The sequence below is a fragment of the Frigoribacterium sp. Leaf44 genome (assembly GCF_001421865.1).
Classification (GTDB): Bacteria; Actinomycetota; Actinomycetes; order Actinomycetales; family Microbacteriaceae; genus Frigoribacterium.
In genome coordinates, this window is record NZ_LMLG01000001.1 from 559,406 (window position 1) to 579,814 (window position 20,409).

General features: G+C 69.9%; 19 protein-coding genes and 1 tRNA gene. 13 read left to right on the top strand and 7 right to left on the bottom strand.

Annotated elements, in window-relative coordinates; all coding sequences use genetic code 11:
• Positions 1–58: 58 nt before the first annotated feature.
• From ASE87_RS02605 to secA, 3 genes are all read left to right on the top strand, one after another.
• Entirely contained in the window at positions 59–796 is a 738-nt protein-coding gene (locus ASE87_RS02605; protein WP_082452246.1) for a phosphoribosyltransferase family protein, read from the top strand.
• 117 nt (positions 797–913) lie between these two features.
• Complete coding sequence (hpf, locus tag ASE87_RS02610; protein WP_056225716.1) at positions 914–1,618, top strand: ribosome hibernation-promoting factor, HPF/YfiA family; 705 nt, start codon at positions 914–916, stop codon at positions 1,616–1,618.
• Between the two features lie 199 nt (positions 1,619–1,817).
• Entirely contained in the window at positions 1,818–4,664 is a 2,847-nt protein-coding gene (gene secA, locus ASE87_RS02615; protein WP_056225720.1) for a preprotein translocase subunit SecA, read from the top strand.
• Between the two features lie 82 nt (positions 4,665–4,746).
• On the opposite strand, the gene ASE87_RS16450 is transcribed toward secA, so the two are convergent.
• A complete protein-coding gene (locus ASE87_RS16450) occupies positions 4,747–5,301 on the bottom strand; it encodes an Rv3235 family protein (RefSeq protein ID WP_200925432.1) in 555 nt (184 codons plus the stop codon).
• Positions 5,302–5,464: 163 nt separating this feature from the next.
• Between ASE87_RS16450 and ASE87_RS02625 the strand changes: the two genes are divergently transcribed.
• A complete protein-coding gene (locus tag ASE87_RS02625; protein ID WP_043594002.1) occupies positions 5,465–6,958 on the top strand; it encodes a sensor histidine kinase in 1,494 nt (497 codons plus the stop codon).
• A gap of 110 nt (positions 6,959–7,068) precedes the next feature.
• Here the strand turns inward: ASE87_RS02625 and ASE87_RS02630 are convergent, their stop codons facing one another.
• Positions 7,069–7,317: a WhiB family transcriptional regulator gene (locus tag ASE87_RS02630; RefSeq protein ID WP_043594001.1), complete on the bottom strand. Its 249-nt coding sequence runs from the start codon at positions 7,315–7,317 to the stop codon at positions 7,069–7,071.
• A gap of 168 nt (positions 7,318–7,485) precedes the next feature.
• Here ASE87_RS02630 and ASE87_RS02635 point away from each other — a divergent pair, with 168 nt between their 5' ends.
• Positions 7,486–7,941 carry a hypothetical protein gene (locus tag ASE87_RS02635; RefSeq protein WP_043593999.1) on the top strand — a complete coding sequence of 152 codons (456 nt, stop codon included), beginning with the start codon at positions 7,486–7,488 and terminating at the stop codon, positions 7,939–7,941.
• A gap of 79 nt (positions 7,942–8,020) precedes the next feature.
• Here the strand turns inward: ASE87_RS02635 and bcp are convergent, their stop codons facing one another.
• Positions 8,021–8,491, bottom strand: a complete 471-nt coding sequence (gene bcp / locus ASE87_RS02640; RefSeq protein WP_056225723.1) for a thioredoxin-dependent thiol peroxidase — start codon at positions 8,489–8,491, stop codon at positions 8,021–8,023.
• Positions 8,492–8,588: 97 nt separating this feature from the next.
• Here bcp and ASE87_RS02645 point away from each other — a divergent pair.
• A tRNA-Lys gene (locus ASE87_RS02645) sits at positions 8,589–8,661 on the top strand.
• A gap of 496 nt (positions 8,662–9,157) precedes the next feature.
• On the top strand, positions 9,158–9,832 hold the full coding sequence (locus tag ASE87_RS02650) for an SGNH/GDSL hydrolase family protein (protein ID WP_162235850.1): 675 nt from the start codon (positions 9,158–9,160) through the stop codon (positions 9,830–9,832).
• Positions 9,833–9,868: 36 nt separating this feature from the next.
• Here ASE87_RS02650 and ASE87_RS02655 read toward each other — a convergent pair whose 3' ends face one another.
• Together ASE87_RS02655 and ASE87_RS02660 are read right to left on the bottom strand one after the other, a co-directional pair.
• The gene (locus ASE87_RS02655; RefSeq protein WP_235472170.1) at positions 9,869–11,044 is read right to left on the bottom strand and encodes an acyltransferase; all 1,176 of its coding nucleotides are present in this window, start codon (positions 11,042–11,044) and stop codon (positions 9,869–9,871) included.
• 44 nt (positions 11,045–11,088) lie between these two features.
• The gene (locus ASE87_RS02660) at positions 11,089–12,627 is read right to left on the bottom strand and encodes an amino acid permease (RefSeq protein WP_056225732.1); all 1,539 of its coding nucleotides are present in this window, start codon (positions 12,625–12,627) and stop codon (positions 11,089–11,091) included.
• A gap of 490 nt (positions 12,628–13,117) precedes the next feature.
• On the opposite strand from ASE87_RS02660, the gene ASE87_RS02665 reads away from it, so the two are divergent.
• From ASE87_RS02665 to ASE87_RS02680, 4 genes are all read left to right on the top strand, one after another.
• Positions 13,118–14,389 (top strand): glycine betaine/L-proline ABC transporter ATP-binding protein, encoded by a 1,272-nt coding sequence (locus tag ASE87_RS02665; protein WP_200925433.1) that lies wholly within the window; start codon positions 13,118–13,120, stop codon positions 14,387–14,389.
• Positions 14,386–15,342, top strand: coding sequence for a proline/glycine betaine ABC transporter permease (locus ASE87_RS02670; RefSeq protein WP_082452249.1), 957 nt, complete (start codon positions 14,386–14,388; stop codon positions 15,340–15,342). Before ASE87_RS02665 ends, ASE87_RS02670 begins: the two co-directional genes overlap by 4 nt.
• Before the next feature lie 75 nt (positions 15,343–15,417).
• Positions 15,418–16,332 (top strand): glycine betaine ABC transporter substrate-binding protein, encoded by a 915-nt coding sequence (locus ASE87_RS02675; protein WP_056225736.1) that lies wholly within the window; start codon positions 15,418–15,420, stop codon positions 16,330–16,332.
• Between the two features lie 250 nt (positions 16,333–16,582).
• Positions 16,583–16,822 (top strand): hypothetical protein, encoded by a 240-nt coding sequence (locus ASE87_RS02680; RefSeq protein WP_157489653.1) that lies wholly within the window; start codon positions 16,583–16,585, stop codon positions 16,820–16,822.
• Between the two features lie 64 nt (positions 16,823–16,886).
• Here ASE87_RS02680 and ASE87_RS02685 read toward each other — a convergent pair whose 3' ends face one another.
• Complete coding sequence (locus ASE87_RS02685; protein ID WP_056225743.1) at positions 16,887–17,666, bottom strand: alpha/beta hydrolase; 780 nt, start codon at positions 17,664–17,666, stop codon at positions 16,887–16,889.
• Between the two features lie 97 nt (positions 17,667–17,763).
• On the opposite strand from ASE87_RS02685, the gene ASE87_RS02690 reads away from it, so the two are divergent.
• Positions 17,764–19,056 (top strand): mechanosensitive ion channel family protein, encoded by a 1,293-nt coding sequence (locus tag ASE87_RS02690; protein WP_082452360.1) that lies wholly within the window; start codon positions 17,764–17,766, stop codon positions 19,054–19,056.
• A gap of 69 nt (positions 19,057–19,125) precedes the next feature.
• Here the strand turns inward: ASE87_RS02690 and ASE87_RS02695 are convergent, their stop codons facing one another.
• Positions 19,126–19,305, bottom strand: a complete 180-nt coding sequence (locus ASE87_RS02695; RefSeq protein WP_043593989.1) for a hypothetical protein — start codon at positions 19,303–19,305, stop codon at positions 19,126–19,128.
• Between the two features lie 122 nt (positions 19,306–19,427).
• Between ASE87_RS02695 and ASE87_RS02700 the strand changes: the two genes are divergently transcribed.
• On the top strand, positions 19,428–20,409 hold a 982-nt coding region (locus ASE87_RS02700; RefSeq protein WP_157489707.1), incomplete at its 3' end, for an SLC13 family permease.

Genomic DNA, 20,409 nt, shown 5'->3' on the forward strand with positions numbered 1-20,409 from the left:
GTCCACCACGGACGACGGAGGCGCGGTGTACGCGCCCGGGGGAGTCCACGCTGTCGGCATGCCCCGGCCCTCGCATCCCCGTCCGGTCCACGTCGTGCGGGACGCCCTCGCGCGGGCCGGCCGCGAGGCGCTGTCCGTCGTGTCACCCGTCTCGTGCGCGGGGTGCCAGAGGGCCGACGTCGGTCTGTGCGACGACTGCCGGCGTCGGCTCGTCCCCGAGGTCGTCCGGGTCGACCTGCCCGACGGGCTCCCGGTCTTCGCCGGACTCGTCTACGCCTTCGAGGCGCGGGGTGTCGTGCTGGCCTTCAAGAACGGCGGTCGGGTGCGCCTGGCCGAGGTGCTCGCCCCGGCCCTCGCCGCCGCCCTCGAGTGCTGTGCCCGCCACGCGACGGCCGAGGGTGCACCCGCCGTCGGCGGGGGCGCGGGCGATCGGGCGCTGCTGGTCGTCGCGGTGCCGTCGTCGCGACGGGGGCGGCGTCGGCGGGGCTACGACCCGGTCGACGTCGTGCTGCGCCGGCTCGGTCTCGTGGCCGGCACCCGCCTCCTCGTGCCGACGGCGCGGGCCGGCGGCGGCCAGAAGGGCCGCGACCGGCAGCAGCGTCTCAGCGGACGCGAGGGCAGTCTGCGCGTCACCCGCGATCTCTCGGGGTCGCGTGTCGTCCTCGTCGACGACGTCGTGACGACCGGCGGCACCCTCCAGGAGGCGCGGCGCGCGCTGGCCGCCCGGGGCGCGGTCGTGGTCGGTGCGGCCTGTCTCGCCGCCACCCCGTTGCGGTCGAGCCGAGGTGGCCCCTGAGCGAACGGTGAACGGTGCGTGACACGGGGGTGTCCGGGTGGCTACGGTGGGGCGAAAGGCGTGAAAGGACATCCGCCTGGCTGACAGGCGGCACGTCGATAGCCACAGGAGGTCGTCATGGAAATTTCCGTCACGGGTCGAAACGTCGGCATCACCGATCGTTTCCGCGAGTACGCCACCGAGAAGGCAGACAAGGTCGCCGCGCTGGCCACGAAGGCCTTGGCCCTCGAGGTCAAGGTGTCGCGGCATCACGAGAAGTCCGGCGGGCAGGCGGGCGACGACCGGGTGGAGATCACCCTGATCGGCCCCGGCCCCCTCGTGCGGGCCGAGTCCACGGCCGCCGACAAGTACGCGGCGTTCGATCTCGCGATCGGTCGCCTCCTCGAACGGGTGCGCCGGGCGAAGGACCGGCAGAAGATCCATCGTGGGCAACACCGACCGACCTCCCTGCGCGAGGCCGCCACGGCCGACTTCAGCGGTGTCGGCGTCACGCCCGCGGCGGCCGAGACGCTCGACCAGGTCCGCACCGGGGCCGTGACGGTGGTGGGCGACGAGGCCCCCGACGACGAGCTCGACGAGGACTACTGCCCCGTGGTCATCCGCGAGAAGGTCTTCGCGTCGACGCCCATGTCGGTCGACGACGCGCTCTACTACATGGAGCTCGTCGGCCACGACTTCTACCTCTTCATCGACGCCGAGACCGAGCGCCCGAGCGTCGTGTACCGGCGCAAGGGCTGGGACTACGGCGTGATCGGGCTCGACCAGGACTCGCCCGACCTCCAAGAGACCGCGACGGCGCTGCGGGCGGGCCTGGTGAACTGACCCCCGAGGCATCCGGTGGCCGACACCCCGGGAGGCGCGGGCACGTCCCTGCCGCCTCCCAGGGGGTCGGCCACTACGCTTGCTAAGATCGTGGGCCGGTCCAGGACGGACCGTCGACACCTCGGTGCTCCGATGCGGATCACCTCAGCGAGACCGCGGAGCGTTCCGCGGGTTCGACCGAACACATGGGAGCACACCAGTGGCCAACGTCCTCGAGAAGGTCCTCCGCGTCGGCGAGGGCCGCACGCTGCGCAAGCTGAAGGCCTACGCCAAGGCGGTCAACGAGCTCGAGGACGACTTCACGACCCTGACCGACGACGAGCTGCGCAACGAGACGGTCGAGCTGCGCGAGCGCTACGCCTCGGGTGAGTCCCTCGACGACCTGCTGCCCGAGGCCTTCGCCGCCGTCCGTGAGGCGTCTAAGCGCACCCTGGGACTGCGCCACTTCGACGTGCAGCTGATGGGTGGCGCGGCGCTGCACCTCGGCAACATCGCCGAGATGAAGACCGGTGAGGGCAAGACCCTCGTCGCCACCACGGCGGCGTACCTGAACGCCATCGCCTCCCGCGGCGTGCACGTCATCACGGTCAACGACTTCCTCGCGAGCTACCAGTCCGAGCTGATGGGGCGCGTGTTCCGCGCCCTCGGCATGACGACCGGCTGCATCCTGTCGGGTCAGACCCCGGCCGAGCGTCGCGAGATGTACGCCGCCGACATCACCTACGGCACCAACAACGAGTTCGGGTTCGACTACCTCCGCGACAACATGGCCTGGCAGGCGCAGGACATGGTGCAGCGAGGCCACTTCTTCGCGATCGTCGACGAGGTCGACTCGATCCTCATCGACGAGGCCCGCACGCCGCTCATCATCTCGGGTCCCTCGTCCGGCGAGGCCAACCGCTGGTTCACCGAGTTCGCCACCATCGCCCGGCGTCTCGTGTCGGGTACCGACTACGAGGTCGACGAGAAGAAGCGCACCGTGGGCGTGCTCGAGCCCGGCATCGAGAAGGTCGAGGACTACCTCGGCATCGACAACCTGTACGAGTCGGCGAACACCCCGCTCATCTCGTTCCTCAACAACGCGATCAAGGCCGACGCCCTGTTCAAGCGTGACAAGGACTACGTGGTCATCAACGGCGAGGTGCTGATCGTCGACGAGCACACCGGCCGCATCCTCAGCGGGCGCCGCTACAACGAGGGCATCCACCAGGCCATCGAGGCGAAGGAGGGCGTGTCGGTCAAGGCCGAGAACCAGACCCTCGCGACGGTCACGCTGCAGAACTACTTCCGCCTGTACAAGAAGCTCTCCGGCATGACCGGCACGGCCGAGACCGAGGCCGCCGAGTTCATGAGCACCTACAAGCTCGGGGTCGTGCCCATCCCGACCAACCGGCCGATGCAGCGCATCGACCAGACCGACCTCGTCTACAAGAACGAGACGAGCAAGTTCGACCAGGTCGTGGAAGACATCGTCGAGCGGCACGAGAAGGGTCAGCCCGTGCTGGTCGGCACGACCAGCGTCGAGAAGAGCGAGTACCTCTCTCGACTGCTCGCCAAGAAGGGCGTCAAGCACGAGGTTCTGAACGCCAAGAACCACGCTCGAGAGGCGGCCATCGTGGCCCAGGCCGGTCGTGCCGGTGCCGTGACCGTCGCCACCAACATGGCCGGTCGCGGTACCGACATCATGCTCGGCGGCAACGCCGAGTTCCTCGCCGTCGCCGAGATGAACGCCAAGGGGCTCAGCCCGGTGGACACCCCCGACGAGTACGAGGCCGCGTGGGACGACGTCTTCGCCGCCCAGAAGGCCGCCGTGCAAGAAGAGGCCGAGAAGGTCATCGAGGCGGGCGGGTTGTACGTCCTCGGCACCGAGCGTCACGAGTCCCGTCGCATCGACAACCAGCTGCGCGGTCGGTCGGGTCGTCAGGGTGACCCCGGCGAGAGCCGTTTCTACCTGTCGTTGACCGACGACCTGATGCGCCTGTTCAACTCGGGTGCCGCCGAATCCCTCATGGGCCGCGGCAACGTGCCCGACGACCTCGCGATCGAGAACAAGATCGTCGGGCGGGCCATCCGCTCCGCCCAGTCGCAGGTCGAGTCGCGCAACGCCGAGATCCGCAAGAACGTGCTGAAGTACGACGACGTCCTCAACCGTCAGCGCGAGGCCATCTACGGTGACCGTCGACACATCCTCGAGGGCGACGATCTGAAGGATCGCAGCCAGAAGTTCCTCGAGGACGTCGTCAACGAGGTCATCGACCAGCACACGGGTGACGGCAGTCCCGACGACTGGGACCTCGACGCCCTCTGGACCGAACTGGGCACCCTGTACCCGATCTCGATCACCATCGACGAGGTCATCACCGAGGCCGGCTCGAAGGGCAAGGCGACCCGGGCGTTCCTCGGTCAAGAGATCCTCTCCGACGCCAAGGTCGCCTACGACGCGCGCACCGAGACCCTCGGCGAGCCCGCCATGCGCGAGCTCGAGCGTCGAGTCGTGCTGTCGGTCATCGACCGTCGCTGGCGGGACCACCTGTACGAGATGGACTACCTGAAGGACGGCATCGGTCTCCGGGCCATGGCCCAGCGCGATCCGCTCGTCGAGTACCAGCGCGAGGGCTACGCGCTCTTCCAGAGCATGATGGGGCAGATCCGCGAAGAGACCGTGGGCTTCCTCTTCAACCTCGAGGTCGAGGTACAGGGCCAGGTCGGTGCCGCCGAGGCGCCGGTCATCGCGGCCAAGGGGCTCGAGGCCGAGAAGCAGCCGCAGGCGCAGCTCGCCTACTCGGCTCCCAACATCGACGGCGAGGTCGAGGTGCGCAACCAGCGCGGTCAGCTCGAGAAGGGCGCGACCGCCAAGGCACAGAAGGCCCAAGACGAGGCCGAGCGCTCCGAATCGCCCGAGATCGCCGCGGCACGGGCTGCCGGCGGCCCGGCTGCCCGTCAGGCGGATGACGGCAAGGTCGGCGCCTTCGGCCAGAAGACCGGTGGCTCCGAGGCGCCGGTCAACCGGGCCGAGCGTCGGGCGTCCGGCAAGAAGACCCGCTGATCACCTCGTCCGACCGACGATCGATGCGCCCCCGAGCCTGGCTCGGGGGCGCATCGTCTGTCACGAGGGTCTCGGTCGACCGTCAGAGCACGTGCACGGCGGCTGCTCGCCACCGGCTGTCGTAGGTCTCGAGACGGACGGCGACCGCCCGACTGCGACCGCGCCCGTGGAGGACGACGACGGATTCGATCACCCCGTCGGCGGGCGAGCTCGACCGGATGCTGCCGATCGTGAACACCGGTCTCTGTGCACGGGTGCCGTGGGCCGATCGGGCCCGGGCCGCCAGGACGACGCGTTTGTGCAGGGTGCGGTAGACGTCCTCGGTGACCCACCGCGAGACCTGGTCGAGTTCACGTGCCCCGGCGAGGATCTCGACGACGCAGCGGACCAGGTTCTCCACGAGCAGGTCCGGATCGTCGGGGAACGGTGATTCGGGCGGGGTGCCGGCCGGTGGGACGGGTCGGACGTGGGATCTGGTGCCGGACGGGCGACCGTCGGGCATGGGGGCCGATGCCGGAGCGGTCGGCGCCGCCCGGCCCGGGGCGCTGAGCGGCGGCACGGGCCTCAGGTGCGGGCGAGGTGGTGCTGGGGGCCCGAGGGGCTCGGCAAGGGCGAGGGCGTGGGTGTTCGAGGGCATGGGCAGTCTTCCTGTTCACGTGCGTCCGGGCATGACTAGAAGATATGACATGTGAGATGCCTAAACCAGACCGACTCGACGGTCTGTGGAGAATTCGCCGGCATGCGGTCGTGCTCGGAGGCGACCGACGTCCCCGGACGGGTCGTCGACCTAGACTGAACGGGTGTCGACGCTCAGTGATCTCGTTCTCGCCCAGGGCCTCTCGAGCGAGGTGGACGTTGAATGGCTGCACCTGCTGGTGGGGGACTGGCAGCTGCTCGCCGACCTCGCCTTCGCCGACATCGTGCTCTGGGTGCCCACACAGGCCGGCAGCTTCGTCGCCGTCGCCCACGCGCGTCCGTCGAGCTCGGCCACGCTGTTCTACCGTGACTTCGTCGGACAAGAGGTGCGCCCCGAGTGGCGCGAGCAGATCGAGCAAGCCTTCACGACGACCCGCATCGTCGACTCCGCCGCACCCGACTGGTACGAAGAGACGCCCACGCGCGTCCGGGCCGTGCCCGTGCTCCGGCGCCTGGGGGCCAGCCGACCCGACGTCACCGACGCGCCGATCGCGATCATCACCCGGCACACGAACCTCAGCGAGGCCCGCACTCCGAGCCGCCAAGAGCTGACCTTCAACCAGTGCTCCAACGACCTCTTCGCCATGATCGCCGCCGGTGACTTCCCCGACCTCGGGGCTCCGACGGGCCCGCGACGAGGTGCACCCCGCGCCTCCGACGGGCTGCTCCGTCTCGACGTCGACGGCATGGTGACCTTCGCGAGCCCCAACGGCCTGTCGGCCTTCAACCGCATGGGGTTCGCCGGCGAGCTCGAGGGCGAGTCGCTGGCCGAGGTCACGACCGGGCTGCTCGCCGGCAAGCTCGTGATCGACGAGTCCCTGCCGCTGGTCGTCACGGGCCGGGCGCCCTGGCGCACCGACATCGAGGCGCGGGGGGTCACGGTGTCGCTGCGGGCGATCCCGTTGCGTGACCGCGGTGAGCGCGTCGGGGCGATCGTGCTCTGCCGCGACGTGACCGAGCTGCGTCACCAGGAGCGCGAGCTGATCACCAAGGACGCCACGATCCGTGAGATCCACCACCGGGTCAAGAACAACCTGCAGACGGTTGCCTCGTTGCTGCGCATCCAGGCCCGACGCACCCGCACCGACGTCGCCCGCGAGGCGCTGACCCAGGCCATGCGCCGCGTGCAGTCGATCGCCGTCGTGCACGACACGCTGTCCGAGGGGCTCAGCCAGAACGTCGACTTCGACACCGTCTTCGACCGGGTGCTCATGCTCATCGCCGAGGTGGCGTCGAGCCACAACACGACGGTCCGCCCCACCATGACGGGCAGCTTCGGTGCCCTGCCGAGCGAGTACGCGACGCCCCTGGCCCTCGCGCTGACCGAACTCGTGACCAACGCCGTCGAGCACGGTCTCGACGGCCGCGACGGCGAGGTCGAGATCGTCGCCGACCGCCGGGCCGAAGAGCTCACGGTCAAGGTGCGCGACAACGGCGTCGGCCTGCCCGAGGGCAAGGTCGGCTCGGGCCTCGGCACCCAGATCGTCCGCACGCTGATCCAGGGTGAGCTCGGCGGCACCATCGACTGGCACACCCTCGTCGGCAACGGCACCGAGGTCACCATCGAGATCCCGTTCCGGTGGCTCACCCAGCCCTGACCTCGTGCGTACCTCCGGACGCGACGAAGCCCGGCACCTGTGATCAGGTGCCGGGCTTCGTCATCGGCCGAGGGGCCGGAGGTCGTCCGCCGGAAGCGGTCGACGAGGGATCAGCTGGCGCGGCGGGCGCGAGCGGCGCGACGCTTGAGCGCACGACGCTCGTCTTCGCTCAGACCGCCCCAGACGCCCGAGTCCTGAGACGTCTCGAGCGCGTACTGCAGGCAGGTCTCGGTGACGGTGCAGCGCCCGCACACGGCCTTGGCCTTGTCGATCTGGTCGACGGCGGGACCCGTGTTGCCGACGGGGAAGAAGAGCTCCGGGTCAGCCTGCAGGCAAGCGGCTTTGTCGCGCCAATCCATCGATGGGTACTCCTTAAAAGTGCAGAACCAGGCACGTCGAAGCGCCTGGTTCGGGATGGGGAAAGAGAAGAATGCGGGAGGCGCGCACCGCAATGTGCGCGTCACTTCGACCTCGAATATGGTCGCATACTGGTACGGCCAAATCAAGGATTTTTCGGAGGCTCACACGTGACCACAGCAGGCCCTGACGGCCCCCGAGACGAGACCGGTCGGTCTGCCGAGGCCCGTCGACCCGCCCTGCTCTGGGTCGTGATCGTGCTCCTCGCGGCCGAGTTCCTGCTCGTCGCCGCGACGGCGGTGTTCCTGCTCGTCGAGCTGCTCGTGGCGCGCCCCGACTCGTATCCCTCGGCCGTCGCGATCTTCGTGCTGACCCTGCTGGCGACCGCCTGGCTGGCGTCCATCGTCGTCGGGACCCTGCGGGGTCGAGCCTGGATCCGTGGAGCGGCGATCGTCTGGCAGGTGCTGCAGTTCGCGGTCGGCATCGGCAGCCTGCAGGGCGTCTTCGCGAACCCGACCATCGGCCTCGCGCTCCTCGTGCCGGCCGTAGCGGTCGTCGTCCTCCTGCTCGTGCCGTCCGTGGTCGCCGCCACCTCGGCCCGCGATCAAGAGCCGCACGTCTACTGACGGTCCTCGAGCGCAGGAGGCGCGGTGCCGGTCTCGAGAACCGCCCCCGCGCCTCCTGCGCTCGCGCCGACGAGCGGTGTCAGTCGAGGCCGAGCTTCTTGCGGAGCGACGCCACGTGCCCCGTCGCCTTGACGTTGTAGAGGGGCAGCTCGACGGCACCCTGCTCGTCGACCACGAACGTGGACCGGATGGTGCCCGTCACGATGCGGCCGTAGTTGTTCTTCTCTCCGTAGGCGCCGTACGCCTGGTGGACCGTCAGCTCGGGGTCGCTGAGCAGCGGGAAGTTCAGCCCCTGCTCGTCCTTGAACTTCTGCAGCGCGCCGGGCTCGTCCTTCGAGACGCCCAGCACCTGGTAGCCCGAGGACTTCAACGAGTTGATGTTGTCGCGGAAGTCACACGCCTCCGTCGTGCAGCCCGGCGTGGACGCCGCCGGGTAGAAGTACACGATGACCTTCTGCCCCGAGTAGTCGGCGAGCGAGACGGGCGAACCGTTCTCGTCGTCGAGGGTGAACGTCGGCGCGGCAGCGCCCTTCTCGAGCTTCGTGGACATGGTGCTCCGATCTGCGGGCGCCGCGGACGGCGCCGGTGGTTCTGAGTGGGTCAGATCTCATGCTAGTGTTGACCGTCGTTGCGAGAGATCGCAGCACGCACCTCTAGCTCAATTGGCAGAGCAACTGACTCTTAATCAGTGGGTTCTCGGTTCAAGTCCGAGGGGGTGCACGAAAGAATTGGGTCCCCCGTGTTCTGCTTCGCAGAACCGGGGGATTCTTTCGTCGTGTGGGTCTGGTCCGCTCCGCGGACCGCGGCCCACCCTGCACGGGGAGCGAGCCGGACCCGCCAGGTCGCCGTTGCCCGGGGGTGACGTCGCTTCGCTCGTCACGGGGGTGACGTCGCTTCGCTCGTCACGGGGGTGACATTGCTTCGCTCGTCACGGGGGTGACGTTGCTTCGCTCGTCAGGGGAGTGACGTTGCTTCGCTCGTCAGGGGGGTGACGTTGCTTCGCTCGTCAGGGGGGTGACGTCGCTTCGCTCGTCATGGGGTGCACGGGGGATGCCGGCTCGCTCGTCGTGGGGCGGGGAGGAGGTCGCCAGGTCGCTCGATCTACGCTGGGGACATGGAGGGCCGGAGCGACCGCAGGCTGCGGAACACGTCTTGGCCCAGTCGAGCCATGACGGCCCTGGGCATCACCGTGGCCGTAGCCGGGATCGGATTCGTCGTGCTGGCCGTCATCGTCAGATTCGGTGCGGTGTCCACCGACGCCCGGCAGGCGCCCGTGCTGGACCTCCCTCCGACGCCCAGGGTGCTGATCATCGGCGATTCCTACACAGCAGGTTCCGGCGCCTCCGAACCTGCCGTCGACAATTGGGCGGTCCGTGCTGCCGAGGAGTTGGACTGGGACGTCGTCGTCGACGCCGTTCCGGGCAGCGGCTACACGAAGGCGGGTGTTCCGTCGCCGAGTGCGGCTCCGTTCGGTGAGCGGCTGGCCACGCACGCGGGCGTCCGATTCGACCTCATCGTGTTCCAGGGGAGCCAGAACGACGCCACGTCGGCGCCCGGCGTCGTCTCCGCGGCCGTGGTCGACGCCCTCGGCGATGCGCGGACGTGGTGGCCCGATGCCGCCGTCCTCGCCATGGGTCCGTCCGCGCCCCTTCCGGCGGGCCTGGACTACGTCGACGTGTCCCGGACGATCGGCCTTGCCGTGAGAGCGAGCGGAGCGACCTACATCGACGTCGTGGAGCGACGGTGGTTCACCGCAGCCAACAGTGCGGACTTCACCGCCGCCGATGGTCGTCACCTCGACGCCGCAGGCTACGCGTTCCTGGCGGACCGCTTCGTCGGTGTCGTGCGGCAATGCGAAAGCGACCGAGGACGGACGGGACACCCGGCCTGACCGTGTCCAGCGCACTTCGCTCGGGCTGAGCAGCCCTCAGTCGTGGGAGGCTGCGACGGATGCGCGGCTTTCGGTCGGCCCGTCGACGCGTCGTCCCCCGAGAAGGCGTGCGATCTTGTGGCTCGGCTTCTCGACCAAGAAGAAGAAGCCGACGGCCGTCGCCACCGCGACCAGCACGCCCCCGACGATCGCCCACCGCGAGCCGGGGACGAGTGACGCCGCGGCGATCAGGATCGGCTCGTGGACCAGATAGAGGCTGAACGAGATGAGCCCCGCCCAACGGAACGGCTTGGCCGAGAGCAGCCATCTGAGGGGAGCCCACGTCGCAGCCGCCACCAGGACGAGCGTCACACCGATCTCGACGGCCGGTCGTGTCATCCAGAAGAGCCTGTCCGACGAGAAGCTCGGCAACAACAGCCAGTACGACGCGATCAGCGTCAGGGCGAAGGCCAGGATGACACCCCATCGCACGTGCGCCCGCGCGCCCTCCTCGAGGCGACTCGCCAGATCCGGCCACCACTGGGCCAATGCCGTGCCGACGAGGAACAGCGGGAGATAGGACAGGGCCGGTGTCGCGAGAAAGAACCCCCAGGTGGACGCGACGAGTGCGACGCCGATCTGCCCAGCCGGATGGACCGAACGCCCCCACGAGAGGAACCCGGCGAGGAACAGCGAGAAGGCGACCTCCCACTGCAGCGACCACAGGGGGCTGATCACCTTCGAGACGCCGCCCAGCAACGTGAGGTCCTGGACGACGGCCAGCGCCGGGTAGTCGACGGCTCGAGCGGCCAACCAGGCACTGGCCTGCGAACCGCGGGGCAGGACGGCCATCAACAGAGCCCCGAGCACGACCGCCCCGGCGACCGGAAGGTAGAGACGCACCAGACGTGCGGGTAGGTAGGTCCTCCACGTGAACGTGGCCGACTGTGCGGCGAGTCCCAGGACGAAGCCGGACAGGACGAAGAAGAGGTAGACCGCCTCGGTACCTGCCCAGAACAGGTGCACGGGGGTGTTGACCGCCCAGCGCGTCAGTCCTGTGGTGGGGACGTCGGGCGCGTAGTACGGAGCCGCCAGGGACGGTTGCGTGAGGAGGGCGTGATGGGCGACGACCACCAAGGCGGCCAGGCCCCTCAGCCCGTCGAGTGACGTGTGGCGATTCCGTCGCCCCGTCTCGGACGCGACTGCCGAGTGGGAGGGGGCTCGCGTCGACACCGGACAACCATAGGACACCCCCGCGGCCGTCCCCGCAGATCGGGCTACTGGCCGTCGCGGGGGACCTGCGAGGCGGCGTCGCGGCCGGTCACGGGGTAGGGGCCCGTCATGCCCTCGCGGAGGCGGGCGGCGGCGAGGATGCGGTCGCGCTGCAGGTGCCAACCGAGCATCAGCAGGGGGATGATCACGACGAGCGACATGACCGTGAACGACCCGATCGGCCAGTCGATCGCCATCAGGACGACGACCGCGGCCAGGAAGGCCAGCGTCAGATAGCTCGTCACCGGCGCCCCCGGCAGTCGGAACGAGGGCTCCTTCGCCTTGCCCTGCTTGGCCCACTGACGGAGTCGCATCTGGCAGAGGATGATCGTTCCCCACGCCGTCAAGATGCCCAGGGACGCGATGTTGAGCACGATCTCGAACGCCGTGTTCGCCCCGACGATGGCGTTCAGCACCACGCCCAGCAGGGTGATGCTCGCGGTCAGCAGGATGCCGCCGAACGGTACCCCGCCCTTCGACATCTTCGTCGTGAACTTTGGGGCCGAGCCGTTCATGCCCATCGAGTGCAGCACCCGACCGGTCGAGTAGAGCCCCGCGTTCAGGCTCGATAGCGCCGCCGTCACGACCACGAAGTTCATGATCGACCCCGCGATGTCGCCCACCTCGGGGCTGCCGATGCTGCCGAAGAACGTGACGAAGGGGCTCTCGCCGGCCTTGTAGGCCGTGTAGGGCAGCAGCAGCGACAGCAGCACCAGCGACCCGACGTAGAACACCGCGATGCGGATGATGACCGTGTTGATCGCGCGGGGCACGACCTTCTCCGGGTTCTGGGTCTCGCCCGACGCCGTGCCCACCAACTCGATCGCGGCATAGGCGAAGACGACGCCCTGGACCACGATCACGGCCGGCAGCAGTCCGTTCGGCAGGATGCCCGACGACGCCACGAGTCCCCAACCGGTGTCGACCGCGGCACCGTCGTGTGTGACGGGGAAAGCCGCCGCGAGCCACACGACGCCGACCACGAGGAACACCACGAGGGCTGCGACCTTGATGATGGCGAACCAGAACTCCATCTCGCCGAAGACCTTCACGGCCAGCAGATTGACCGAGAGCACCACGGCGAGGGCCACCAGGGCCAGCAACCAGTCGGGTGCCGCGGTGAACGCCGACCAGTAGTGCAGGTAGAGGGCGACCGCGGTGACGTCGACGATGGCCGTCATGGCCCAGTTCAGGAAGTACATCCACCCGGCCGCGTAGGCGAACTTCTCGCCGAAGAACTCGCGGGCGTACGAGACGAACGACCCCGACGACGGGCGGTGCAGCACCAGTTCGCCGAGGGCCCGCAGGATGAAGAACGCGAAGACGCCACAGATCGCGAACACGATCGCGAGAGCCGGACCGGCCGAGGCCAGACGGCCGCCGGCCCCGAGGAAGAGCCCCGTGCCGATCGCCCCGCCGATGGCGATCATCTGCAGCTGACGCGGCTTGAGACCGTGCTGGAAGCCCTCTTGCTCGTGCGAGAAGTCTTGCGGGAGGTGCGTCTCGGTGGAGGCGTCGCCGCCCCCGTTCGTGGGACTCGTCATCGGTCGACCGTAGCCCCTATCGGTTTCGTCCGCATCACCGTCGCGAGACAGGCGAACCCCCAGGAGGCGCGGTGCCGATTCACATGCGGGTAACGAATGGGTGACGATCGACGAGCCCGCAGACATGGGCGACACGCCGGGACGCACCGTGACCGGGGTACACCGGAGGCGTCGTCGGGCCGGTTCGCAATTCGGATGGACGACGGATGTCGGCTACGGTCGTGGAGGCCCGGGAGACCGGGCCCGTCATCATCAGGACGCGCCGACCGATGGTCCGACCAGTTCGGGTTCCGGTCGTCGTACGGTCTGGTGGCGCGAGGGTCCGGTCCCATGACCGACCCGGCGGAGGACAGGTTCGCCCCGTGGTTCCACGGTGGGCTTGAGCCGACACGGTCCGCACGCGTCGTCGACCCGTTCGCCCGACCCGATCGCCGCCGACGGCGAGCCGGCCCGAGCGGCCGGTGCCCCCTCGGCGTGCCTGGAGACACCTGTGACCACTACGCCTGCCGTGCGTGCCCGGAACCTGTACAAGGTGTTCGGCCGCCGACCCAAGGACGCCGTCGCCCGACTCGAGGCGGGTGCCTCCCGCTCCGAGGCCGCAGGCCTCGGCACCGCCGCCGTCATCGACGCGTCGTTCGACGTCCAGCCCGGCGAGATCTTCGTCGTGATGGGGCTGTCCGGCTCGGGCAAGTCGACCCTCATCCGCATGCTGAACGGCCTGCTCGAGCCCACGTCCGGCTCGGTCGAGGTCGCGGGCTCCGCGATCTCGGACGTCCCTGCCAAGCGGCTCCGCGAGGTGCGACGGCAGAACGTGTCGATGGTGTTCCAGCACTTCGCACTGCTGCCGCACCGCACCGTCATCGACAACGTCGCCTACGGCCTCGAGGTGCAGGGGGTCGCGAAGGCGGCTCGTCTGGCGAAGGCTCGGGAGGTCACCGAGATCGTCGGCCTCGCGGGTTGGGAGGACGAGCTGCCGAGCCAGCTCTCGGGCGGCATGCAGCAGCGCGTCGGCCTCGCCCGCGCCCTCGCCGCCGAGACCGACATCCTGCTGATGGACGAGGCGTTCTCGGCCCTCGACCCGCTGATCCGCCGCGAGATGCAGGAGCAGCTCGTCGAGCTGCAGGCGAAGCTCGGCAAGACGATCGTCTTCATCACCCACGACCTGAACGAGGCGATGTTCCTCGGGGACCGCATCGCCGTGATGCGTGACGGCCGCATCGTGCAGATCGGCACGCCCGAGGACATCCTCACCGACCCCGCGAACGACTACGTCGCCCAGTTCGTGCAGGACGTCGACCGGGCCCGGGTCCTCACGGCGGCCAGCGTCATGGAGCCCGCCCGGGCGGTCGTCCCGCTCACGGTCGGCCCGCGGGGCGCCCTGCGGTCACTGCGCGACCTGCAGACCGCCGCCCTGTTCGTCACCGGCCGCGACCGCAAGCTCCTCGGCTGGGTGCGCGACCGACACGTCATGCGCCAGGTCAAGGCGAACGACACCGACCTCGCGGCCATCGTCAACGCCGAGTTCTCGAAGGTCGGGCCCGAGGCGGCCCTCGTCGACCTCTTCGAGCTGGCCGTCGAGAGCCCGCTGCCGATCGCCGTCGTCGACGGCGCCGACCGTCTGCTCGGCGTCATCCCGCGCGTGACCCTGCTCGCGGCGCTCGGCAACGTCGACACGACCACCTCGCCCATCCCCGTGCTCGAGCCCGTCACCCGCATCTCGGACGTCGAGCTCGACGCCACCCTCGAAGGAGCAACCCGATGAACGAGTACCTCCGCATCCCCTTCGGCTCCTGGGTCTCGGACGTCGTCGACTGGATCACCACCAACCTCGGCGGCTTCTTCGACGTCGTCCGCCTGGTCTTCACGTTCTTCTACGAGTGGGTCGCGTACTTCCTGAGCGCGCCTCCGTTCTGGGCGGTCGTCATCGTGATCGCGGCCCTCGCCTTCGTCGCGAAGGGCTGGAAGTTCTCGGTCGGCACGGCCGTCGGCCTGCTGTTCATCGGCACGGTCAACCAGTGGGACAACGCGATGTCGAGCCTCGCCCTCGTGCTCGTCGCCAGCACGCTCGCGATCGCTCTGAGCATCCCCCTCGGCGTGCTCGCCGCGAAGTCGACCGTGGCGTCGCAGATCATCCGGCCCGTGCTCGACTTCATGCAGACGACGCCCGCCTTCGTCTACCTGATCCCGGCCCTGCTGCTGTTCCGCGTCGGCGTCGTGCCCGGCATCGTCGCGACCATCGTCTTCGCGATGGCCCCCGGCGTCCGCCTGACCGAGCTCGGCATCCGCGGGGTCGACAAAGAGGTGGTCGAGGCCGGCCAGGCATTCGGCTCGTCGCCGTGGCGCATCCTGCGTCAGATCCAGCTGCCGCTCGCGAAGCCCAGCATCATGGCCGGCGTCAACCAGGTCATCATGCTCTCGCTGTCGATGGTCGTCATCGCCGGCATGGTCGGCGCGGGCGGGTTGGGCGGCGACATCGTCGCGAGCCTCAACCGCATCGACGTGGGGCTGGGCGCCGAAGCCGGCGTCTCGGTCGTCATCCTGGCGATCGTCCTCGACCGCATGACGGCGGCCCTCGGGTCCGACCGTCGCGGTCGGCGGCTGGCCAGGGCGCAGAACCGCCGGTCCGTTCCTCCGACCCCGGCTCCCGACCGCGCGGAGGCCGAGCAGCCCCTGCCCCCGGCCGACCGCCGCGAACCCGCGACGGCCTCGGCCTAGACCCCGACCACCTGCGGGACGGGAGCAACACGTACCCACCCGACCCGCGCCTCCTGCACCACCCGAAAGGACCACATGAAGAAGCGCACCATCGCCGCATCGATCGCCCTCGGCACCACCGCCGTCCTCGGACTGGCCGCCTGCTCGCCTCCCGGCAGCAGCTCGTCGGCCGAGGGCGAGACCCTCGACAACGGCGACCAGGCCGTCGTCGACCTCGCCGTGTTCAACGGCTGGGACGAGGGCATCGCGGCCTCCTGGCTGTGGAAGACCGTCCTCGAGGAGAAGGGCTACACGGTCAACCTCAAGCCGGCCGACGTCGCTCCCGTCTACAGCGGCCTCACGACGGACGACTACGACGTCGTGCTCGACACCTGGCTGCCCACGACCCACGCCTCGTACATCGAGCAGTACGGCGACGACCTGACCGACCTCGGCGCCTGGAACGACGGCGCCAAGCTCGCCGTCGCCGTGAACGAGGACGCCCCGATCGACTCGCTCGACGAGCTGGCGGCCAACGCCGACCTGTTCGGCGGCAAGATCGTCGGCATCGAGCCGGGGGCGGGCCTCACCGCCGCGGTCCAGGACGAGACGATCCCGACCTACGGCCTGGACGACATGCAGCTGCAGACCTCGTCGACCGCCGCCATGCTCACCGAGCTGAAGAGCGCGACCGATGCGGGGGAGAACATCGCGGTGACGCTCTGGAGCCCCCACTGGGCCTACGACGCCTTCCCGATCAAGGACCTCGCCGACCCCGAGGGCACCCTGGGCGACGCCGAGGGCATCCACTCCTTCGGCGGGAAGAGCTTCACGGCGAACTTCCCGCAGCTGACCGAGTGGCTGCAGGGCTTCGACATGGACACCGAGACCCTGTCCTCGCTCGAGAACGCCATGTTCAACGGTGACGAGGTCGACGGCGACGACTACGCCCCCGTCGTCGAGAAGTGGATCTCCGAGAACCAGGACTACGTCGACGGCCTCACCAGCTGATCCGATCCCGGCACGACGTCGCCCCGGCCGAGCCCCGCTCGACCGGGGCGACGTCGTGCCGGGCGACCGGCGGGGTGCCGAGACCGGGACCCGTCGGTGGGTGACGCAGCCGGGTGAAACCACAGCCGGACGACATCCGACGCACAGGCAACCCCGAGGTCACACCCCGGGAGGCGCGGGTAGCGTCGTCGACGGACGTCACCGAGACGCCCCCGCAGCACCCGCACCTGCAGCACGAGAGGCACCAGACGTGAGCACCACCGCACCGACCGACGTCCTGAGGAGAATGGCCCGCGTCATCACGCGCACCATCTCGTCCGACCTCGTCCAGGTGTCGACCCCCGACCGCGTGCTCGGCCACGTCCGGGCCGAGCAGGGCACGTTCGTCGCGCTGCGCGGCGCCGACCCCCGCTGGGGCGAGGTCGTCGGGCGGTATCCCTCCGAGGGGCTCGCCCACGAGGCCCTGCGGCAGCGCAAGCGCTCGATCTGATCCACCGCCATGCCGGGCCGCCCTCGAGCGGCTCCTCGGTCAGGTCGGACGAACGCCCGGGAGCCTACCCACCGACGCCGGCGAAGAACGACGTGAGCTGGCGCGTGATCCGATCGCGCGCCTCCTCGTCCGAGATGGTGGCCGAACCGTCGCCCGACTGTTCGCCGTAGCTGCCGAACTGCGCGTGGTTCGATCCGTCGATCTCGACCACCGACGCGCTGCCCGGCAGCATGTCGCGGTACGTCGCGATCTTCGCCGGGGTGCTCAGGCCGTCCTCGGAACCCCCGATGCTCAGGACCGCCAGCTGGTCGTCGTCCGAGAGGTCGGTGGTCGCGCAGTACGAGCCGAGGAGCACCAGCGCGTCCACCGTCCGGTCGTCGGCGGCGTACTGACAGGCGCGCACGCCGCCGAGCGAGTGGCCACCGACGGCCCACGTGTCGACCTCGGGGGCGAGGTCGGTGAAGGTCGAGAACGGACGGGGGTCGAGGATGCCGAACCCGAGAGTGGGTCGTTCGACGACGACGGTGACGCCGGTGGCGACGAGCCCCGCGAAGGTCTGCTCGTAGGCCTGCGGGTCGACCCGGGCGCCGGCGACGAAGACGAGACCCTGGCCGGTGGCGGTCGTCTCGGCCGGTCGCATCACGACCGTGTCGGGCCTGCTCGTCACCTCGACCCGGTCGTCGGCGGACACCGAGGCGAGCGAGGCGGCCGTCGCCGACATCGGCGTCTTGGCCCAGACGAAGAACCCCGTGGCGGCGAGCACCACGACCGCGAACAGCCCGAGGGCCACCCCCTTGAGCACGCGTCGTCGTCGTGACCGGTGACGCACGGGCGTCGACGGCATGGCGGACTCGTGACGGGAAGCTGTGGATCGTCTCACCGTTCCATCGTCCCAGGGTCGAGCCGGGACGGAGCCGTGCGTCATGCGTCAGGCTCGGGGGATGCCCTGGATACAACTCGTCATCTCGCTCGTCGCCGCCGTCGTCCTCACCTTCGTCGTCTCGGCCGTGGTCGGTGCGGTCGTCGGAGTGGTCGCGAAGCGCAAGGAGTGGGCGCAGGCGTTCGTGAAGCGCATGCGTCGCCCGTTCCGCGCGACGCTGCTCGTCGTGCTGCTCGTCATCGCTCTGACCACGTCGTTCGACTCGCTGCTGCCCGCGGACTACCCGGGGGAGGGCTGGGTCTCGCAGTCCTTCCGGTGCGCCATCATCGTCGTCGTGGCCTGGTTCGTGGGTGCCCTCGCGATCTTCTTCGAGGACCTCGGTCTGTCGCGCTACCGGGTCGACACCCCCGACAACCGGGTGGCCCGTCGCGTCCGGACGCAGGTGCTCATCCTGCGCCGGTTGACCGTGGCCCTGATCGTGATCCTCGCCGCGGGCACCGTGCTGCTCGGGTTCCCGGGCGTCGAGGCGGTGGGCGCGAGCGTCCTCGCCAGCGCGGGACTGGTCTCGGTCGTCGCGGGCCTCGCGGCTCAGTCGACGCTGGCCAACGTCTTCGCCGGCATCCAACTGGCCTTCAGCGACGCGATCCGCATCGACGACGTCGTCGTGGTCGAGGGGCAGTGGGGCCTGATCGAGGAGATCACGCTCTCGTACGTGGTCGTGCACGTCTGGGACGACCGCCGACTCGTGCTGCCGTCGACCTACTTCACGACCACGCCGTTCGAGAACTGGACGCGGCGCAACAGCGAGCTGCTCGGCGCGGTCGAGTTCGACCTGGACTGGCGCGTCGACCCGGGCGCCATGCGGAAGGAGCTCGACGTGATCCTCGCGGGCACCGACCTCTGGGACGGGCGCACCAAGGTGCTGCAGGTCACCGACGCCCAGGCCGGCTACGTGCGCGTCCGCGTGCTGGTCACGGCGAAGGACGCCCCGACCCTGTTCGACCTGCGCTGCCTCGTGCGCGAGGACCTCATCGCCTGGCTGCACGCGAAGAGCCCGCAGTCGATCCCGCGGACGCGGGTGCAGATGGTCGAGGCCGAACCGGTGCCGACCGGGCGGGCTCCCCGCTCGACGTCGGACGCCTCCGGTCTGTTCAGCGGCGACAACGCCGACTCCGAGCGCACCGCGCTGTTCACGGCGGCCATCCCGATCCACGACATCGCCGAGTACGAGGCCTCGCTCGGCGCCGAGGCGGAACACGACCCGCACGTCGCGGGCCGGCCCGGGAGCCCGCCCGTCGGCCGTCCCGACGGCGACCCTGCCGGGCCGACGCCCGGCGTCGACGGGCGTCGCTGAGGCGACCACACGGACGAGGAGGCGCGCCCCGCCAGAGCGGGACGCGCCTCCTCGGTGTCTCGGCGGACGTCAGTCGTCGTCGTTCGCGGCCTCGATGACGTTGCCCACGGCGATCGCGGTGGACGCCGCCCAGCTGATCGCCATGAGGGCGAGGCGCCAGTCACGCGGCCCGGCGCTCAGGCTCTTGAGGAGGCTGATGCCGGAGAAGATCGCGCTGATGATCGCGCCGTTGAAGAGGAATTTGCGCACGGTGGGGCTCCCAGGGGTCGTTTCGACCACGGTACCGCGTGACGTCGCACGAGTCCGGGTGGGGGTAAGTTGAGCTGCCCGGCGTCCCGTGCCGGTGCGTCCCGCGGTCGAAGGAGAATGCCGTGCGCACTGCCGTGCTCGGAGGACTGTTCGTGGCGCTCGGCCTCGTGGCCGTCGTCACCGGAGTCCTGACCGGCGACGAACTCCTCGCCCTCGTCGAGCGGGTCGCGCCCGTGCTGGGGTTCGTCGTCGGCCTCACGATCGTCGCCGAGTTGGCAGCGGAGGCCGGCCTCTTCGCCTGGTTGGCGTCCGCCTCGGCCCGGCTCGCCGGAGGTCGGGTGTTCGTGTTGTGGCTCCTGGTCGTGGCGCTCGCCGTGCTCTGCACGGTGTTCCTCTCGCTCGACACGACGGCCGTGCTGCTCACGCCGGTGGTCGTGATCGTCGCTCGGCACGCGGGCCTGCCGCCGATGCCGTTCGCCCTGACCACGGTGTGGCTGGCGAACTGCGCCTCGATGCTGCTGCCGGTCTCGAACCTCACCAACCTGCTCGCCCTGCACGAGCTGGGGTCGCCGGCCCCCGTGCAGTTCGCCGCCCTCGTGGCGCCGGCCGCCGTGGTGGGCGTCGTCGTCCCGGTCGTGGCGATCGGACTGCGCTACCGCCGTCAGCTGGTCGGCCGGTTCGAGGCGCCGTCGTCCGAGCCCGTGGCCGATCGCGTGCTCTTCGGCGTCGCCGCGGTCGCGACGGGACTGCTCGTGCCGGCCCTGGTCTCGGGCGTCGAGGTGTGGATCCCCGCGGCCGTCGCCGCGCTCGTGCTCGTCGTGGCCACGGCCGTGCGGCGTCGGGGCGTCCTGCGGCTGGGCCTGGTGCCGTGGGGCACCCTGCTCTTCGCCGGCGGGCTCTTCCTCGTCGTCGAGGCCGCCCACTCGCTCGGCCTCGCCGACCTGCTCGGTGCCGTGGTGGGCACGGGTGACCAGCTGCCCGACCTGCTGCGGCTCGCGGGCGGCAGCGCCGTCGCCGCGAACGTCGCGAACAACCTGCCGGCCTACCTCGCCCTCGAACCGGTCGCCGGATCACCGTTGCGGCTCGTGGCCGTGCTCGTCGGGG